The organism is uncultured Stenotrophomonas sp. (assembly GCF_963519125.1).
Lineage (GTDB): Bacteria > Pseudomonadota > Gammaproteobacteria > Xanthomonadales > Xanthomonadaceae > Stenotrophomonas.
On record NZ_CAUQLJ010000007.1, the window covers coordinates 18,718 to 34,026 of the forward strand.

Genomic DNA, 15,309 nt, shown 5'->3' on the forward strand with positions numbered 1-15,309 from the left:
AATGTCCGACATGGCACTGCTCCGCATCGGCATCCTGGCCGCCGGCCTGCTGCTGATTGCTGCGATCTTCCTGTTTGGCCAGCCGCGGAAGAAGTCGCAGGGCCGCCGCGTGGAAAGCGGCGAGGGCACCGGTCAGCGCCGCGAGCCGCTGCTGGGCGAGACCGAGCCCGGTGCCGAGGGCGTTGCCGGCGACGACGGCGTGACCCAGCCCGAACTCGGCCTGCCCGAGGTTGACGGCCCGGCCAGCGACCTCGGCAAGCGCGCCACCCAGGACTTCGACAAGATCGTGTCGCTGTTCGTCGCCGCCCGTGCCGGCGAAAAGCTGCGCGGCGAAGACATCGTGGTGGCGGCCGAAAAGACCGGCCTCGTATTTGGCCACATGAACGTGTTCCACCGTCTGGTCGAAGGCCACCCCGAGCGCGGGCCGATCTTCTCGATGGCCAACATCATGAAGCCAGGCAGCTTCGACATGGCCAACATCCGCGAATTGGAAACCCCCGCGATCGCGTTCTTCCTGACCCTGCCGGCGCCGCTGAGCGCGCTGGATGCCTGGGAAAAAATGCTGCCCACCGTAGAGCGCATGGGCGAACTGCTCGGCGGCGAGGTGCTGGACGACAGCCGCGCCAGCCTGGGCCGCCAGCGCGTCGCGCATATCCGCGACGAACTGCGCGCGTATGACCGCCAGCACCAGGCACCGCCTCTGACGAAAGCGCCGCGTTGGTAATGGGAAGGGGCACCGCAACGGGTGTCCCAACAAATGAAGGGACACGCTGGTAGGGTCGCATCCCAATCGACCGCCGATGGCGGTGATTACCCCATTTCGGCATGACCCCGGATCGAAAAAACGCGTTTCCAACCGGGGTCCATGCGTCACCGTGCCGATCACCGTTATCGGCGGCCGTTCGGAAACCGGCCCTACCGCTCTGCGCCGACCACCGCCGCGAACGCGGTGCGGAACGCCTCCATCTCTGCTTCCGTTCCCACGCTGACCCGCACGATCTTCGGCCAGATCGGCCAGCTTCGGCCGATCACCACGCCGCGTTCCGCCATCGCCTTGGCGAACCCGGCGCCGTCGCGCTGCACGTCGACCATGAAGCAGTTCGCTTCGCTCGGCAGGCAGCGGAAACCACGCTTCTCCAGCCAGTCCACCGTGGTCTGCCGCACCTGCGTGTTCTGCCCGCGCCGCTGCGCCACCAGGCCCGGCTCGCGCAGGCTGGCCAGGCCGGCCGCCAATGCAGTGACCGGCAGCGGGTTGTCGCCCAGGCTGGCGAGCTCGCGCAGCCGGTCCGGATGCGCCGCCGCCACGCCCAGGCGCAGCCCGGCCATGCCGTACAGCTTCGAGAACGTGCGCAGCACGATCACGTCGTCGCGCTGCATCACCTGCGCGATCACCGACGGCTGCACGCTGAACTGCAGATAGGCTTCGTCGACCAGCAGCCGGGTCTGCTTCGGCTTGTTGGCCAGCAGCCAGGCCACGTCGGCCGCCGGAGTGATCGAGCCGGTCGGGTTGTTGGGATTGCACAGGTACAGCAGGCCCGCATTGACCCGCCGTGCCGCCTCGACCATGGCATGCACGTCATGCGCGCCATCGGCGCGCAGCGGTACCTTCGCCACCGTGGCGCCGCGCGCGGCCGCCAGGTCGCCCAAGGCTTCAAATGTCGGGTCGGCCACCACCAGGCCGGCCGTCGCCGAGGTCCAGACCACCGCCGCACGATTCAACGGCTCGCTGGAACCGGGGTACAGACGGACACGGTCGGTGCTGATGCCTTCCTGTTCGGCAAACAGGTTGCGTAGCTCGCCGGCAAGCGGGAACAGGTAGCGCCCGCTCTCCGCGATGATCACCCGCGCCGCCGCCTGCGCGGCCGGCGCGGGGCCGTAGGGACTTTCGTTGAAATTCAGCAGCACGCTGCCCACCGGCGCGGCCCGCGTCGGCAGGACCACGCTGGACGCGGCAGCAGCCGGCGCCAGGCCGATGCCGGACAGGGCCAGCCCGGTACCGGCCAGCTGCAGGAAGGAACGGCGGGACGCAACGGGCGATGACATGGCGGGAACACCGAAGGCTGGACAATGGCGGCACGCTAGCGCCACGCCGCGTGCCAGGCAAGCGACATCGGCGACATTTCGTCGGGCTCCGATCCGTTAAAATTCACCACCCCTCCAGGATGTCTGCCGCATGAGTCCCAGCCCCGCCCAACGTGCCGAGGCCCTGCGCCGCCAGATCGACGAGGCCGGCAAGGCGTACTACGAGCGCGACGAGCAGCTGATTCCGGATGCCGATTACGACCGCCTGGTGCGCGACCTGGAAGCGCTCGAACAGGCGCACCCGGACCTGGTCCAGAACGACTCCCCGACCCAGCGGGTCGGCGGCAAGGCCTCCTCGCGCTTCGCCGAGGTACGCCACGCAGTGCCCATGCTGTCGCTGGGCAATGCCTTCAGCGACGAAGAAGTGCAGGACTTCGTGCGCCGCATCGGCGAGCGCCTGCGCCGCGATGCGCTGTTCTTCTCGGCCGAACCCAAGCTCGACGGCCTGGCGATCAGCCTTCGTTACGAAGACGGCCGCTTCGTGCAGGGCGCCACCCGCGGCGACGGCAGCACCGGCGAGGACGTCAGCGCCAACCTTCGCCAGATCAAGGTCATTCCGCACACCCTGCAGGGCAGCGGCTGGCCGCAGGTGCTGGAAGTGCGCGGCGAGGTGTACATGGCGCGCGCCGACTTCGAGGCCTACAACGCCGACGCGCGCCTGCATGAAGGCAAGGTGCTGGCCAACCCGCGCAATGCCGCGGCCGGTTCGCTGCGCCAGCTGGACCCCAAGCTCAGTGCGCGCCGCAAGCTGAGTTTCTACGCGTACGGCACCGGCGAAGTGCAGGGCGGCGAACTGCCGCCGACCCATTCGGCCACGCTGGCCCAGCTCAAGGCCTGGGGTTTCCCGGTCAGCGAGCTGTGCCAGGTGGTGGAGGGCAGTGACGGCCTGCTCGCCTATTACCGTGACATCGGCGAGCGCCGCGACGGGCTGGCCTTCGACATCGACGGCGTGGTGTACAAGCTGGACGACCGTGCCGGCCAGGAGCAGATGGGCTTCGTCTCGCGCGCGCCGCGGTGGGCCATCGCGCACAAGTTCCCGGCGCAGGAACAGACCACCACGGTGGAGGCCATCGAGATCCAGATCGGTCGCACCGGCGCCGCCACCCCGGTGGCGCGCCTGCACCCGGTGGCCGTGGCCGGGGTGATCGTTTCCAACGCGACCCTGCACAACGCCGACCAGATTGAACGCCTCGATGTCCGGGTGGGCGACACGGTGATCGTGCGCCGCGCTGGCGACGTGATTCCCGAAGTGGTGAGCGTGATCGCCGAGCGTCGCCCGGCCGGTACCACCGCGTGGCGCATGCCGACCCAGTGCCCGGTCTGCGGTTCGGAAATCGTGCGCGAGGAAGGCGCCGCAGCGTGGCGCTGCTCGGGCGAACTGAGCTGCCCGGCGCAGCGCAAGGAAGCCATTGCGCATTTTGCCTCGCGCCGCGCGATGGACATCGACGGGCTGGGCGGCAAGTACATCGAAACCCTGGTCGACGCCGGTATCGTGCGCGGCGTGGCCGACCTGTACCGCCTGACCCGCGATCAGCTGCTGCAGTTGAAGCTGGTGCTGGACGCCGAATCGCCGCAGGCATTGGCCAGCCAGATCGGCCTGCATCTGCCACCGGAGGGCAGTGGCCAGTACCTGCGCGACGTGCTGGCGCTGGACGCCGGCGATGAAGGCTGGCGCGCGCGTGCCCTGTCGTTGCCCGCCGCGTTCGAATGGAACACGAAGAAGATCGCCACCAAGTGGGCGGACAACCTGATTGCCGCGATCGATGCCAGCCGCACGACAACGCTGGAGCGCCTGCTGTTCGCACTGGGCATCGAACACGTCGGCGAAAGCACGGCCAAGGCGCTGGCGACCTGGTTCGGTGACCTGGAACTGATCCGCCACCTGCCGTGGCCGTTGTTCAAGCGCGTGCCGGACATCGGCGGTGAAGTGGCACGTTCGCTCGGTCACTTCTTCGAACAGCCCGGCAACCAGGAGGCGATAGACGCACTGCTGCAGGTCGGCCAGGTGCGCATCAGCGATGCCCACCCGCCCAGCGCGAAACTGCGCGACGGGCTGGATTTCGCCCAGCTGCTGGTCGAAGCGGAGATTCCCGGCATCACCCGCCTGCGTGCGGAGAAGTTGACCGCGATGCTGCCCGACGCGGCATCGGTGCTGGATGCCGAGCCGGTGCAGCTGGTGGCGGCCGGCCTGCCCAACGAGGTGGCGCTGGGCGTTGCCGAGTGGCTGGACAGCAACGGCAACGGCCCGATGCTGCTCAAGGCCGACGACTACCGGCGCACACTGCTGGAGCGCGCCCCGGAAGCTTCGGAACAGGCCGCCGGTCCGCTGGACGGCCAGACCGTGGTGCTGACCGGCACGCTGGCGCAGATGACCCGCGATGAGGCCAAGGAGCGGCTGGAAGCGCTGGGTGCGAAGGTGGCCGGCAGCGTGTCGAAGAAGACTTCGTTCGTGGTGGCGGGGACGGATGCAGGGTCGAAGTTGACCAAGGCCAATGAACTGGGCATCGAGGTATGGGATGAAGATCGTCTGGTAACGTTCCTCGCCCGATGACGTCACCCCACGCCGTGTGGCCACCGTTGAACCCCGTTGCAAAGGACACCCCATGCAGACCGCACCCCTCGACTTCCGCCTTGCCACCGTCGCCGACACCGAACTGGTGATCGGCCTGATGCGCGCGTTCTACGCCGAAGACCACCTGGACTTCGAGGAAGCACGCGTGCGCCGCGCGCTGGCCGCGCTGCTCGAAGACCCGCGCAACGGTGAGGTGCTGCTGTGGTTGTCCGAAACCGGTGAAGTGGTCGGCCACGCGGCGCTGGCGATGGGCTTCAGCCTGGAGCAGGGCGGCCACTTCGCGCTGCTCGACGAGCTGTACCTGAGCCACGCCGCACGCGGCCGCGGGCGCGGCAAGCAGGCGCTGGCCATCCTCGAACAGCGCGCCAACGCGCGCGGCGTGGAACGCATGCGCCTGGAAGTGAACCACCACAACGAACTGGCACGCCGTCTGTACCTGGCCACCGGCTATGTCGACGACACCCGCAGCCTGCTCACCCTGCAGCTGGCCAAGCGCCTGCGGGACGCGCGCGCGTGATCGCCGCACTGCGCCAGCGCGCCGCGTTGAACGCGCTGATCCGCAGCTTCTTTGCCGAACGCAACGTGCTGGAAGTGGAGACGCCGATACTGTCGGCAGCGGGCAACACCGAACCCAACATCGACAGCTTCCACACCCGTTTCAGCGGCCACGTCGATGCCGGCACCGCGCAACGCTGGCTGCGCACCTCACCGGAATACCCGCTCAAGCGACTGCTCGCGGCCGGCGTTGGCGACTGCTATGAGCTCGGCCGGGTGTTCCGCAACGGCGAGGCCGGCGGCCGTCACAACCCGGAGTTCACCATGCTCGAGTGGTACCGGGTCGGTTGGGACCACCACCGCCTGATCGAGGAAACCGCTGCGCTGGTGCGTGCCGCGCTGGCACTGGTGCAGCGCGAGGCCCGGCTGGACGTGCTGGACTACCGCAGCCTGTACCGTCAGCACGTCGGGCTGGACCCGTTCGAAGCCACCGACGCGGAACTGCGGGCACCGCTGGCCGACGTGCGCATCGACCCCGACGGGCTGACCCGCGACGACTGGCTGGACCTGCTGATGACCCACTGCATCCAGCCGCATTTCAGCGACGACGGCATGACCGTGGTGCATGACTGGCCGGCCAGCCAGGCGGCACTCGCGCGGGTGCGCCCGGGTACGCCGCCGCTGGCCGAACGGTTCGAGCTGTACCTCGGCGCGGTCGAGCTGGCCAACGGCTACCACGAGTTGAACGATGCGACCGAACAGCGCGCCCGCTTCGAGCGCGACCACGCACTGCGGCGCGCACGCGGCGCGGTGCTGCCACCGGTGGATGAACACCTCATCGAGGCGTTGCCGTCACTGCCGGACTGCGCCGGCGTGGCAGTCGGCGTGGACCGGCTGTTGATGGCGATGAACCGCACCGGACGTATCGCCGACGTGCTTGCGTTCGACTTCGCGCAGGCCTGAACGCGCGTACATCGCCCTGCGCCTGTCTTGCGCGTTGCGCATGATGATGCTCTGATCACACCCGATGTCGGATGGTGTCGACGTAATCGTTCAGTGGCGGCGGGAAGGGTAGTGATGAGGCAGGGGCAAGGCGCTGGAACAACGCCGTCGGCAACGACGTGGCGCCTGCCCGAATGGGGCGCGCCGCGCTGGACGCTGCCTGCATTGAGCCTAGTGCTGTGCGCCGGCATGCTTCCATCCGTTGCCCAGGCCGAGACCGGCTACAGCGCGCAGGTCGTGCGCTGCCAGTCGCGCGACATGGAGTGGGTGCACTGCGACATGCCGGTGGCCAACGGCGTCGACCTGGTCCGTCAGCTTTCCGACAACAGCTGCGTCCGCGGTTCGGAATGGGGCACCGACCGCACCGGCGTCTGGGTCACGTTGGGCTGCCGGGCCGAATTCCGCAGTCGTGCTGCCTCCAAGGCCGAAACGGATCCCGGTCGCAACGTGCGGCGCGTGGTGCGCTGCGAGTCCAACGGCCGCCCGACCAGCTGTCCGGTGATCCTGCAGGGCGCACCGGTGCGCCTGCTGCGCCAGCTGGGTGCGTTGCCGTGCCGCGAAGGCCACAGCTGGGGTGTCAAGCGCAACGAGATCTGGGTCACCCGCGGCTGCCAGGGCGATTTTGAAGTAGGCGCGGCCGATGGCAGCGGCTTCCTCAACGTGCCGCGCACCCTGGTGTGCGAATCCAAGTCCCGTCAGCGCCGGTTCTGCGGCGCCGGGATCAGCAAAAGCGCGGTCCTGGTCAAGCAGCTCTCCGGCAGCCCCTGCGAAGAAGGTCGCAGCTGGGGCTGGGACACGCGCGGGGTGTGGGTCGACAACGGCTGCCGGGCAGAATTCCGCGTCAACTGAGCCGTTACAATAGGTCCATGAACGCATCCCCCGATATCGACTACGCCCGCTACGACCACATCCGCCCGATCCTGTGGACCGGCGACTCCCTGCAGCTGCTCGACCAGCGCAAGCTGCCGTTCGTGGTGGAGCATGTGGAATGCCGGGACAGCGATGCGGTGGCCGAAGCCATCCACGCGCTGACCGTGCGTGGCGCGCCGGCGATCGGTATTGCCGCCGCCTGGGGCGTGGTGCTGGCCGCACGGCAGGTCCAGGCCGACGACGGCGCCCAGGCGCTGGCAAAGCTCGAGCCCGCCCTGCAGCGCCTGAATGCCTCGCGCCCGACCGCCGTCAACCTTGCCTGGGCGCTGGCCCGCATGCGCCGTGCGTTGGCCCCGGCCGGTGCCGACTGGGCGCAGGTGCTGGCCGATGAGGCCCAGGCCATCGCCGAAGAGGATTTGGCTGCCAACCGCCACATGGGCGCGCTGGGCGCCGGCCTGATCGATGCCGGTAGCGGCGTGCTGACCCACTGCAATACCGGCTCGCTGGCGACCGCCGGCTTTGGTACCGCGCTGGGCGTGATCCGCGCGGGCATGGCCCAGCACCGCATCGGCCGGGTGTTCGCCGGCGAAACCCGGCCGTGGCTGCAGGGCGCGCGCCTGACCGTGTGGGAGCTGCAGCAGGACGGCATCGACGCCACCCTGATCGCCGACTCGGCCGCCTCGCACCTGATGAAGACCGGTGCGGTGCAGTGGGTGATCGTGGGCGCCGACCGCATCTGCGCCAACGGCGATACCGCCAACAAGATCGGCACCTACCAGCTGGCGATCGCGGCCCGCCACCACGGGGTCAAGTTCATGGTGGTGGCGCCGTCTTCCACGGTGGACATGGACACCGCCGACGGCACGCAGATCGAGATCGAACAGCGCGACCCGGGCGAGCTGTACGGCGTCGGCGGCACCCGTACGGTGGCCGAGGGCATCGCCGCCTGGAACCCGGTGTTCGACGTCACCCCGGGCGAGCTGATCGACGCCATCGTGACCGAGAAGGGCGTGATCCTCAGCCCCACCGCAGCCAACATGCAGCCCGCCTTCGGCTAATCCCATAGGAATGACTGTAAGTCCCTGATTTACGCCGGTAAAAACCCCGTAAACAGCGGCTAAACACCCCCGTTTGTGGTAGACTCCGTCAGTTAATCGAGATTCCGGCGCCGCCGCCCCGAAAGGGCCGGCGCGACGGACTGGACCGCTACCAGACAACGGAACCCGAATGGCAGAAAACGCCAAGGAAATCATCCAGGTCAACCTGGAAGACGAGATGCGCAAGAGCTACCTCGATTACGCCATGAGCGTGATCGTGGGCCGCGCGCTCCCGGATGCGCGCGACGGCCTCAAGCCGGTGCATCGCCGCGTGCTGTTCGCGATGAATGAACTGAACGCGCACAGCAACAAGCCCTACTTCAAGTCGGCGCGTATCGTCGGTGACGTCATCGGTAAGTACCACCCGCATGGCGATCAGTCGGTGTACGACACGCTGGTGCGCCTGGCACAGCCGTTCTCGCTGCGCTACATGCTGGTCGATGGCCAGGGTAACTTCGGCTCCATCGACGGCGACTCCGCCGCAGCGATGCGATACACCGAAGCGCGCATGTCGCGCCTCGCGCATGAGCTGATGGCCGACATCGACAAGGAAACCGTCGATTTCCAGCCCAACTACGACGAAAAGGAACTGGAGCCGACGGTCATGCCGACCCGGTTCCCGAACCTGCTGGTCAATGGTTCGGCCGGTATCGCGGTGGGCATGGCGACCAACATCCCGCCGCACAATCTGAGCGAATCGATCAACGCCTGCATCGCGCTGATCGACAACCCGGAAATCGACGTCGACGGCCTGATGGAATACATCCCGGGTCCGGATTTCCCGACCGCCGGCATCATCAATGGCACCGCCGGCATCGTCGCCGGCTACCGCACCGGCCGTGGCCGCGTGCGCATCCGTGCCAAGGCCGATATCGAAGTGGCCGACAACGGCCGCGAATCGATCATCGTCACCGAGATTCCTTACCAGGTGAACAAGGCGCGTCTGATCGAGAAGATCGCCGAGCTGGTCAAGGAAAAGAAGATCGAAGGCATCAGCGAGCTGCGCGATGAGTCCGACAAGGACGGCATGCGCATCTACATCGAGATCAAGCGCGGTGAATCTGCCGAGGTTGTGCTGAACAACCTGTACCAGCAGACGCAGATGGAATCGGTGTTCGGCATCAACATGGTGGCGCTGGTCGATGGCCGCCCGCAGTTGATGAACCTCAAGCAGATGCTGGAGGCGTTCGTCCGCCACCGTCGCGAAGTGGTCACCCGCCGCACCGTGTTCGAGCTGCGCAAGGCGCGTGCCCGTGCCCACGTGCTGGAAGGCTTGACCGTCGCGCTGGCCAACATCGACGAGATGATCGAACTGATCAAGACCTCGCCGAACCCGAACGAAGCACGCGAGCGCATGCTGGCGCGCGTGTGGGAGCCGGGCCTGGTCGGTGCGATGCTGGGCGCCGCCGGTGCCGAAGCCTCGCGTCCGGAAGACCTGCCCAAGGGCGTGGGCCTGATCGAGGGCGGCTACCAGCTGACCGAGATCCAGGCCACCCAGATCCTGGAAATGCGCCTGCACCGCCTGACCGGGCTGGAGCAGGACCGCCTGACCGACGAGTACAAGCAGCTGCTGGAAGTGATCGCTGGGCTGATCCACATCCTGGAAGACCCCGACCGCCTGCTGCAGGTGATCCGCGAAGAGCTGGTCAGCGTCAAGGCCGAGTTCGGCGACGAGCGTCGTACCGAGATCCGCCACAGCGAAGAAGACCTGGACATCCTCGACCTGATCGCGCCGGAAGACGTGGTGGTCACCGTGTCGCACGCCGGTTACGTGAAGCGCCAGCCGGTGAGCGTGTACCGCGCGCAGCGCCGTGGCGGCCGTGGCCGCAGTGCGGCGGCGACCAAGGAAGAGGATTTCATCGAGCAGCTGTGGCTGGTCAACACGCACGACACGCTGCTGACCTTCACCAGTTCGGGCAAGGTGTTCTGGCTGCCGGTGCACCAGCTGCCCGAAGCCGGTTCGAATGCACGGGGTCGTCCGATCATCAACTGGATCCCGCTCGAAAACGGTGAGCGCGTGCAGGCCGTGCTGCCGGTCCGTGAGTACGCCGAAGGCCAGTTCGTGTTCTTCGCCACCCGCAACGGCACGGTCAAGAAGACCCCGCTCAGCGAGTTCGCATTCCGCCTGGCGCGCGGCAAGATCGCCATCAACCTCGACGAGGGCGATGCGCTGGTCGGTGTCGGCCTGACCGACGGCGACCGCGACATCCTGCTGTTCGCCTCCAACGGCAAGACCGTGCGCTTCGGCGAAGACCGCGTTCGTTCGATGGGTCGTACCGCCACCGGCGTGCGCGGCATCAAGATGGCCAAGGGCGAGGAAGTGGTCAGCCTGATCGTGGCCGAGCGTGCCGGCGGCAGCGATGACGAGAACGAAGACGACGTGCAGGTCGAAGAAACCGCGGTCGAGAACGGCGATGCCGTGATCGAAGGTGGCGACGACGACAGCATGCTGTACATCCTGACCGCGACCGAGAACGGCTACGGCAAGCGCACCCCGCTGCCGGATTACCCGCGCAAGGGCCGTGGTACCCAGGGCGTGATCGGCATCCAGACCACCGAGCGCAACGGCAAGCTGGTCAGCGCCGTGCTGATGGGCTCGCGCGACGAGGTCCTGCTGATCTCCGACGGCGGCACCCTGGTGCGTACCCGCGGCTCGGAAATCTCGCGCGTGGGCCGAAACACCCAAGGCGTGACCCTGATCCGCCTGTCCAAGGACGAGAAGCTGCAGGCGGTCGAGCGGATGGATGCCTCCATAGACGACGTCGAGGACGAAGCAGAGACCGCGGCAACGCCGGTCGATGCGGTAGTGGCGCCAGCTACCGGTGACGAAAACCCGCAGGGTTGATCGAACCGCAGAGCACCAAAAACAACGCCGGCCGAAAGCCGGCGTTGTTCGTTTCTGGCGCAACGAAAAAATACGCACGACATTCACACCCCAACGGGCATAAGCTTCAAAAAACCGGCCAGCAGGGGGAGGCCGGCAGCATCCAGGGTTCCGCCGTACCGGGGAGAACACCGATGTCCGCTGCAGCGTCGTCCGAACCGTCCCTAGTGGCGCCCGCGCGCCACCCGCTGATCACCGTGCTCGCGATCCTCCTGCTGATCCTCGGCCTGGTCCTCGGCGGCCTCGGCGTCTGGCTGGTGCAGCTCGGCGGCTCCTGGTACTACGCGCTGGCTGGTGCCGGCCTGCTGGTCGCCGGCGTCCTGCTCTGGGGTAACCGCCGCAGCGGTGCCTGGGCCTACCTGCTGGTGTTTGCCGGCACGCTGGCGTGGACCTGGTGGGAGTCGGGCAGTAATTACTGGCGCTGGGTGCCGCGGCTCGGCCTGGTGACCGCGCTGGGTTTCCTGCTCGCGCTGTTGCTGCCGACCCTGCGCACGCCGGTGCCGCGGCGGGTGTCGCGCACGCTCGCCGGCGCGCTCGGGATCGTGTTCGTGGCGGCGTTCGCCCTGGCCTTCGTGCCGCACGGCGCCGTGGCGGGCACCCAGGCGTTCCCGGTCGACCTCACTGGTACCGGTCTCGCACCCACCCGTGAAGCGAGTCCGCAGCCGGCCGACGAACCCGCACCTGGTGATTGGACCGCCTGGGGCCGCAGCAACGCCGCCACCCGCTATTCGCCGCTGCAGCAGATCACTCCGGCCAACGTGGGCACGCTCGAGCTGGCCTGGCAGTTCCGCACCGGCGACCTGCCGAAGAAGCGCTGGGGCGCCGAAACCACGCCGCTCAAGGTCGGCGACACGCTGTACCTGTGCACCGCGCGCAACCAGCTGGTCGCGCTGGATGCCGCCACCGGCAAGGAGCGCTGGCGTTTCAACCCGAAGGTGAAGGACGCCAGCATTCCGTACACCGCCGCCTGCCGCGGCGTGGCGTACTACGAAGTGCCCGGCGTGCAGCAGGTCGACCCGGTGCTGGCCGACGTCGCCGCCGACCTGGCCCTGCCCGAAGCATCGCCCAGCCTCGGCTCGCGTCCGCTCGCGCCGGGCAACCGCGCGCTGTGCGCCGCGCGCATCATCGAAGGCACGCTCGACGGTCGCCTGATCGCGGTCGACGCCGCCACCGGCCGGCCGTGCCCGGGCTTCGGCAACAACGGCCAGGTCGACATCACGCTCGGCATGGGCGAAGTGCCGCCGGGTTACGTGTCGATCACCTCGCCGCCGGCGATCGTGCGCGGGGTGATCGTCACCGGCCACCAGGTGCTCGACGGCCAGCGCCGCGACGCACCGTCCGGGGTGATCCAGGCCTACGACGCGGAGACCGGCAAGCTGCGCTGGGCCTGGGACATGGACGCGCCCGAGCGCAGCGGCCTGCCGCCGCAGGGCCAGACCTACACGCGCGGCACCCCGAACATGTGGACCACCGCCACCGGCGACGAACAGCTGGGGCTGGTGTACCTGCCGATGGGCAACGCGGCGGGCGACTACTGGAGCGGGTCGCGTACCGAAAACCAGAACCGCTACGCCACCTCTCTGGTCGCACTGGACGTCACCACCGGCAAGCCGGTCTGGTATTTCCAGGCGGTGCGCAAGGACGTCTGGGATTACGACCTGGGTTCGCAGGCCACGCTGGTCGACTTCCCGACCGCGGCCGGCAAGGTGCCGGCGCTGCTGCTGCCGACCAAGCAGGGCGACCTGTATGTGCTCGACCGCCGCACCGGTGAGCTGCTGACCCCGGCCGAAGAGCGCGCCGTCCCCGGTGGTGGCGTGGAGCCGGACCAGCGCAGTCCGACCCAGCTGTTTTCGCTGTACCACACGCTGCGCAAGCCGGACCTGACCGAGCGCGACATGTGGGGCATCACCCCGATCGACCAGCTGGTCTGCCGCATCCAGTTCCGCAACGCCAGTTACCAGGGGTTCTACACGCCGCCCACGGCCGACCGGCATTCCATCGAGTATCCCGGTTACAACGGCGGCTCGGACTGGGGCAGCGTTGCCGTGGATCCGCGCCACGGCGTGATCGTGGCCAACTACAACGACATGCCCAACTACAACCGCCTGGTGCCGCGCGCCGAGGCCGACCGCAAAGGCTGGGTGCCGCGCGAAATGGTGCGCGCCGACCGTGGCGGTGCCGAAGGGGCAGGGGACCCGCAGACCGGCACCCCGTACGCCATCGACGTCAACGCCGGGTGGCGCCTGCCATTCACCAGGCTGCTGTGCAAACAACCGCCGTACGGCGGTATCCGTGCCATCGACCTGCGCAGCGGCAAGCTGCTCTGGGACCGTCCGTTCGGCAGTGCGCGCGGCAATGGCCCGTTCGGCATCCGTTCCGGCCTGCCGATCGAGATCGGCACACCCAACAATGGCGGTTCCGCGATCACCGCCAGCGGCCTGATCTTCATCGCCGCCGCCACCGACAACCTGCTGCGCGCGATCGACCTGAAAACCGGCAAGGAGCTGTGGCACGCCAAGCTGCCGGCCGGCGGCCAGGCCAACCCGATGATCTACGAATACAACGGCCGCCAGTACGTGGTGATCATGGCCGGCGGCCACCACTTCATGGAAACCGCGCCTGGGGATTACGTGATGGCGTATGCGTTGCCGAAAGCGGGGCGGTAAATCAGACCACCCGCACCATCTTCCGCATCAGATGTTCGACCACGCCCTGCGGATCGGCGGTGCGCCCCACATGGGTGCTCGACATCTGCACGATGGAGCTGCGCTTGGCGGTCAGGAAATGGAAACGCGCGCGCGCCGGCAACTGCGCAATGGGGCCGGCCGTCGCATCACCGCGACAGATCGCAACAATCGCATCCAGCCACGGTTGCAGCGCCTCCACATCCAGCGACGGCGCGAACGCCTGCATCCGCGCCGGGTCGATCTCAATCGCGGCCTGCAGGTGTTTCGCCCCCGGGCAGGACACGATCACCCCGACGTTGATGAACTCTTCGCGCTCCACCCGCGGTACCACGCGGATGACCGCATAGTCATACGTATGCAGCGTGGGCACGGACGGCCTCCTGTACGAACGCGGCGCGCGCCTGCAGGCGGCACTTCAGGTAATCGACGTACCCCTGGCGATACGCGGCAGGGCTCTCGAACGCCGGCTCGTCCACCAGCCAGCTGTCCGGCACCAACCCCACGATCCGCTCGATCTCCGCGTCCGGCAGCAGCGCGGCCAGTTCGGCATCCACCTCGGCAATCTTCGACGCGAACGGCAGCAGCACCTGGTCGCGGATCAGCACGAAGGGCTTTTCGCAGGCGTCACCCGCGTTGGCCCAATCATGATGGAAGTACATCGCCGCACCATGGTCGATCAGGTAAAGCTTGCGATGCCACACCATCAGGTTCGGGTTGCGCGCGGTGCGGTCGACATTGCTGATGAACGCGTCGAGCCACACGATGCGCGAGGCCAGGTCGGCGTCCACCGGCATCGCGGCCGGGTCGTAATTGATCGCGCCGGGCAGGTAATCGCTGCCCAGGTTCAGCCCTTCGCTGGCACGGATCAGGTCCTGGATCTCCGGATCGGGCTCGGTGCGCGCGAACTCGCGGTCCAGCTCCACGAACATGATCTCGGGAATCGGCAGCCCCAGGGTTCGTGCCATCTCACCGGCGATCAGCTCGGCAATCAGCGCCTTCGGGCCTTGGCCGGCACCCCGGAACTTGAGCACGACCATGCCTTCGTCGTCGGTCTCGACCACGGCAGGCAGGGAGCCCCCCTCGCGGAGCGGGGTGATGTAACGGAGCGCGTGGACGGTACGCAAAAGGGCATCCATTGACGGAACGAGCGGGCCCATCTTACCGTGACCCGAGAGCGGCCCGCAGGGGTGGACCGCCCCAAGGAAGATCCGCCATGTATACCGATGAGCTGCGCGTTCCCGATGGTGTTCTCAGTGACCCGGAGGCATTCGAAATCCTCCGGCTGTGGGCAGCGAATAAGTCGCTGCACGTCAGCCTCAATTCCGACCTGGGCGGCGGTGCCGAAGACTTCGGCGAACTGCTGTCGGATCTGTTCGAGCATGCCGCGCGCATGTTCGCAGAACGCGACGGGCAATCCGTCGAAGACTGCCGCGACGTGATGCTGCGCGACTTCCTGAAACGCGTCGACGCCCCCAAGGACAGCATCGAAGGTGCGATCAGCGATCGCGACGATCGCAAACCGTCGCACTGAAGGGTCACCATGCGCACGGTCCGTCGCCCGCAGCAGCATGCCTTTTGTCCTATTCCGGGTGCGATTTAGATCGATACAATCGAGGTCTC

12 protein-coding genes are annotated in these 15,309 nt (G+C 67.7%); 9 read left to right on the plus strand and 3 right to left on the minus strand.

Translation table 11 applies throughout. The annotated features are described in order from the left end of the window. Position 1: 1 nt before the first annotated feature. Positions 2–724, plus strand: a complete 723-nt coding sequence (zipA, locus tag RYM47_RS07410; RefSeq protein WP_315386896.1) for a cell division protein ZipA — start codon at positions 2–4, stop codon at positions 722–724. A 191-nt stretch (positions 725–915) separates the two neighbouring features. Here the strand turns inward: zipA and RYM47_RS07415 are convergent, their stop codons facing one another. Continuing rightward, complete coding sequence (locus tag RYM47_RS07415) at positions 916–2,043, minus strand: pyridoxal phosphate-dependent aminotransferase (protein WP_315386897.1); 1,128 nt, start codon at positions 2,041–2,043, stop codon at positions 916–918. A gap of 130 nt (positions 2,044–2,173) precedes the next feature. On the opposite strand from RYM47_RS07415, the gene ligA reads away from it, so the two are divergent. From ligA to RYM47_RS07450, 7 genes are all read left to right on the plus strand, one after another. Continuing rightward, positions 2,174–4,633 (plus strand): NAD-dependent DNA ligase LigA, encoded by a 2,460-nt coding sequence (gene ligA / locus RYM47_RS07420; protein ID WP_315386898.1) that lies wholly within the window; start codon positions 2,174–2,176, stop codon positions 4,631–4,633. Positions 4,634–4,685: 52 nt separating this feature from the next. Continuing rightward, complete coding sequence (locus RYM47_RS07425; RefSeq protein WP_315386899.1) at positions 4,686–5,171, plus strand: GNAT family N-acetyltransferase; 486 nt, start codon at positions 4,686–4,688, stop codon at positions 5,169–5,171. Continuing rightward, positions 5,168–6,112 (plus strand): EF-P lysine aminoacylase EpmA, encoded by a 945-nt coding sequence (gene epmA / locus RYM47_RS07430; protein WP_315386900.1) that lies wholly within the window; start codon positions 5,168–5,170, stop codon positions 6,110–6,112. The genes RYM47_RS07425 and epmA overlap by 4 nt, the downstream gene beginning before the upstream one ends. Positions 6,113–6,340: 228 nt before the next feature. After that, positions 6,341–7,000, plus strand: a complete 660-nt coding sequence (locus tag RYM47_RS07435; RefSeq protein ID WP_315386901.1) for a DUF3011 domain-containing protein — start codon at positions 6,341–6,343, stop codon at positions 6,998–7,000. 17 nt (positions 7,001–7,017) lie between these two features. Further along, positions 7,018–8,079, plus strand: a complete 1,062-nt coding sequence (mtnA, locus tag RYM47_RS07440; RefSeq protein ID WP_315386902.1) for an S-methyl-5-thioribose-1-phosphate isomerase — start codon at positions 7,018–7,020, stop codon at positions 8,077–8,079. Positions 8,080–8,248: 169 nt separating this feature from the next. Then, the gene (gyrA, locus tag RYM47_RS07445) at positions 8,249–10,963 is read left to right on the plus strand and encodes a DNA gyrase subunit A (RefSeq protein ID WP_315386903.1); all 2,715 of its coding nucleotides are present in this window, start codon (positions 8,249–8,251) and stop codon (positions 10,961–10,963) included. Between the two features lie 173 nt (positions 10,964–11,136). Then, a complete protein-coding gene (locus tag RYM47_RS07450) occupies positions 11,137–13,668 on the plus strand; it encodes a membrane-bound PQQ-dependent dehydrogenase, glucose/quinate/shikimate family (protein ID WP_315386904.1) in 2,532 nt (843 codons plus the stop codon). 1 nt (position 13,669) lies between these two features. On the opposite strand, the gene RYM47_RS07455 is transcribed toward RYM47_RS07450, so the two are convergent. Both RYM47_RS07455 and RYM47_RS07460 read right to left on the minus strand, forming a co-directional pair. Then, positions 13,670–14,059, minus strand: a complete 390-nt coding sequence (locus RYM47_RS07455; RefSeq protein ID WP_315386905.1) for a DUF3037 domain-containing protein — start codon at positions 14,057–14,059, stop codon at positions 13,670–13,672. Continuing rightward, complete coding sequence (locus RYM47_RS07460; protein WP_315386906.1) at positions 14,037–14,813, minus strand: HipA family kinase; 777 nt, start codon at positions 14,811–14,813, stop codon at positions 14,037–14,039. The genes RYM47_RS07455 and RYM47_RS07460 overlap by 23 nt, the downstream gene beginning before the upstream one ends. Before the next feature lie 89 nt (positions 14,814–14,902). On the opposite strand from RYM47_RS07460, the gene RYM47_RS07465 reads away from it, so the two are divergent. After that, complete coding sequence (locus tag RYM47_RS07465; RefSeq protein ID WP_315386907.1) at positions 14,903–15,220, plus strand: DUF5076 domain-containing protein; 318 nt, start codon at positions 14,903–14,905, stop codon at positions 15,218–15,220. The last annotated feature ends 89 nt before the right edge of the window (positions 15,221–15,309 follow it).

Excerpts from the sequence above, each read along its gene's own strand:
- zipA (WP_315386896.1), top strand. The coding sequence starts at position 2 with ATGTCCGACATGGCACTGCTCCGCATCGGCATCCTGGCCGCCGGCCTG.
- RYM47_RS07415 (WP_315386897.1), bottom strand. The coding sequence starts at position 2,043 with ATGTCATCGCCCGTTGCGTCCCGCCGTTCCTTCCTGCAGCTGGCCGGT.
- ligA (WP_315386898.1), top strand. The coding sequence starts at position 2,174 with ATGAGTCCCAGCCCCGCCCAACGTGCCGAGGCCCTGCGCCGCCAGATC.
- RYM47_RS07425 (WP_315386899.1), top strand. The coding sequence starts at position 4,686 with ATGCAGACCGCACCCCTCGACTTCCGCCTTGCCACCGTCGCCGACACC.
- RYM47_RS07435 (WP_315386901.1), top strand. The coding sequence starts at position 6,341 with ATGCTTCCATCCGTTGCCCAGGCCGAGACCGGCTACAGCGCGCAGGTC.
- mtnA (WP_315386902.1), top strand. The coding sequence starts at position 7,018 with ATGAACGCATCCCCCGATATCGACTACGCCCGCTACGACCACATCCGC.
- gyrA (WP_315386903.1), top strand. The coding sequence starts at position 8,249 with ATGGCAGAAAACGCCAAGGAAATCATCCAGGTCAACCTGGAAGACGAG.
- RYM47_RS07450 (WP_315386904.1), top strand. The coding sequence starts at position 11,137 with ATGTCCGCTGCAGCGTCGTCCGAACCGTCCCTAGTGGCGCCCGCGCGC.
- RYM47_RS07465 (WP_315386907.1), top strand. The coding sequence starts at position 14,903 with ATGTATACCGATGAGCTGCGCGTTCCCGATGGTGTTCTCAGTGACCCG.